The sequence below is a fragment of the Candidatus Bipolaricaulota bacterium genome (assembly GCA_021159055.1).
Lineage (GTDB): Bacteria > Bipolaricaulota > Bipolaricaulia > UBA7950 > UBA9294 > S016-54.
Genome location: JAGGSO010000088.1, coordinates 1 through 2469 on the forward strand (window position 1 = coordinate 1; position 2469 = coordinate 2469).

General features: G+C 46.5%; 2 protein-coding genes. Both read right to left on the reverse strand.

Annotated features, from left to right (window positions below; translation table 11 throughout):
• Positions 1 to 47: 47 nt before the first annotated feature.
• Positions 48 to 872, reverse strand: a complete 825-nt coding sequence (locus J7J55_04485; protein ID MCD6141957.1) for a hypothetical protein — start codon at positions 870 to 872, stop codon at positions 48 to 50.
• Positions 869 to 2155 carry a hypothetical protein gene (locus J7J55_04490; GenBank protein ID MCD6141958.1) on the reverse strand — a complete coding sequence of 429 codons (1287 nt, stop codon included), beginning with the start codon at positions 2153 to 2155 and terminating at the stop codon, positions 869 to 871. The genes J7J55_04485 and J7J55_04490 overlap by 4 nt, the downstream gene beginning before the upstream one ends.
• Positions 2156 to 2469 lie beyond the last annotated feature (314 nt).

A 2469-nucleotide genomic window follows, 5' to 3' on the forward strand; every position in this document is an offset into this window, starting at 1 on the left:
CTGCCATGCTGAATGAAAATATATTCTACTATTTTAATTTGTATATTTTATGTCGTCTTCAATTTTCCCAAAATTGGCTCATATACAAGTCCTTTGTCCATGAGGGATGCGAGTGCCTCCTCCACAAGATTTCTTTCCATTCCTTCCTTTTCTCCGCTGTCAACTATCTCATCCCACAGAGCGCCGTCTTCGCCCTCGCATTTTTTCACGATTTCCAGAACTTTTTCCTCTGCCTCGCCAATCTCTTTCATATACTCTATTTTTCCTGTCTCAAAGTGGGATAAAGCTTCTTTTATCAAAAACTGGTAATGGTCAACGTCCACATCTCCGTAAGCAGACAGGGCTTCAACAACTCCCTCTGCGGTCAGTGCTGGATAGCCAAGCTCTTTCAATTTGTATACGGACGGCGGGTTCATCTCCATCGCCTCTTTCATCGCCTTTATTCTGGCATATGTGTGCTTGCATGTCTCGACAATCCAGTAATCACGCAACATCGCATCCACTTCCTTCATCATCTCAGGGCGGATTGAAACAAACAGTGTGCCCTCCTCGGGCTCGTACACCCTCGCCTTTCCGACAACCGCCACATAGCTCGGCGTTTCAGCCCCGGCGAGGAAGGCAGCAGATTCTGGCTGGTACTGCCCTGCATATATGCTGTATATGCCTGTTGGGTCGGAAAGATGGGCCCTCCACATCTCGCCTTCCTGGGCAACGTTCTCCACATCGGTCAGCACGCCAACAACGAAAAGGCGGTTCACTTTTGCCCCCAAAGGGGTGATAACATAGGAAGGTGTTTTTTCACCTTCACCCTTCAGGATATGCGTAGAGTCGTTATACTCGCCTGCAAATACCCTAAGCGCCGGCTCCCTCATTCCATCACCTCCATTTTCGATAAAAGCTCCTCCTTCTCCTGCTCTATTGCGGGCGTGACCATCTCTGCATCCCGGACTATGAGGGTAACTCCGTATTCATCGGATAATGCATTTCCCTCTACATGGATTGGGTGGGCTATGAGCAAATTTTTAATTTCTTCTTCAACAGCTGTCTCCCCGCCCTCTCCGGATTCGGATGTCATCTTTTTGTAATCATCGAGGGTTTTGCCTGTAAGCTTCTCTGTCACCTCCCTATCAAATATGGCATTGACGGCACCTGTCCCGTCATCGACAACTGCCTTTATCCTCAAATCAGGTATTCCCTCAACCTCTCCGTCGACAGGACAAACTCCTTCCCTTATGGCCCTGTTGCATTTGGGGCACCTGTAAATTATGCCAGAGCCGTTTTGCACCTCTATCACAATTCCTTCGACAGCAACATCCACCCCGCCCCCGACCTCCACAAGCTTGTATATAGGAATGCTTTTCTTGCCCATTTCTTCGGCAATTTCTTCATCCAGTTTCTCGACTTTCGCATTTTCATCAAATATGAGCTGCGGGGCGCCTCTCCATGATTTTGTATACGCCCCTTTTATCTCAACAACATCTCCCTCCTTTATTCCAAAATCTGTCCATGAAGTATAGCGTATCTTGCCTGTTTCATCGCCCATAATTCCTGTGTATACTTTCTTAATCGTTCCTTCAACGCTGACCTCCCTTTCCTCCATTGTAAGCAGCTTAACTTTCACTTCAACATTTGAAAGACCGGGTTTTAAGTCAATAACATTGTAATGCTGCGGCTTTCTCTTTATCAGGTCCACGCTTTCATCGGTTTTTTCCACCTCAGTCCATTCGGAGAAATTCAATCTGGGCTGTCCTCCCCACTCTCCTGCAGATGCGTTTTTTATGCGCACAACGTCTCCCTGCTCGAGCCCGAAATCCTTCCAGGCGGTGAACGGCAACACCGCTGTTTCATCCCCTATAAGCCCCCTGAATATTTTTTTCTTCTCACCCCTGACATCAACCTCCCTATCCTCAATGGCAACTATTTTTCCGAGTAAAGAAAGGCGCTTGTCATCTGGCTCCACATCGCCTAATTTCTTCTGAATTGATTGGACAGCTATCTTTCCGCCATATTTTTTTATGACTGCCTGCCTTGCCTGCTCTACAGGCACCCCATAATCAATAAACTTTTTCAAATTGCTTTCCACATCTTCCCTGCTAACGTCGTTGCCAACAGATTTCATAATATCATCAACCACAGCGCCCAAATCTTCGCTCATTTTATTCATATTGAAATGGAGGAGCGAGTATAAAATTTTTGAGGGTAACATTTTGAGGATAACAATAATGAACGATTATGTTTTTGGAATGAGTTGATACCAGCCGGCATAACACGCCACAATCTGAGGTTCGACAAATATCAACGGCGTGCATGGCGCTCCAATGCGATGTTCATTAAAAGCAGGAGAGCGGCAATTGAAAGCAGCAATGCTATCACCAGAAACGGGAGGGCGAAGCCGCCTTTTGCAGCATAAAAACCTATCAATGCAGAGGTAGGACTGCCTGTAAGTATCAAAAGGGAGCGATAAAACCC

What these genes read in the sequence shown, in the direction of transcription:
- J7J55_04485 (MCD6141957.1), bottom strand. Translation starts at nt 872, where the DNA reads ATGAGGGAGCCGGCGCTTAGGGTATTTGCAGGCGAGTATAACGACTCT.
- J7J55_04490 (MCD6141958.1), bottom strand. Translation starts at nt 2,155, where the DNA reads ATGAGCGAAGATTTGGGCGCTGTGGTTGATGATATTATGAAATCTGTT.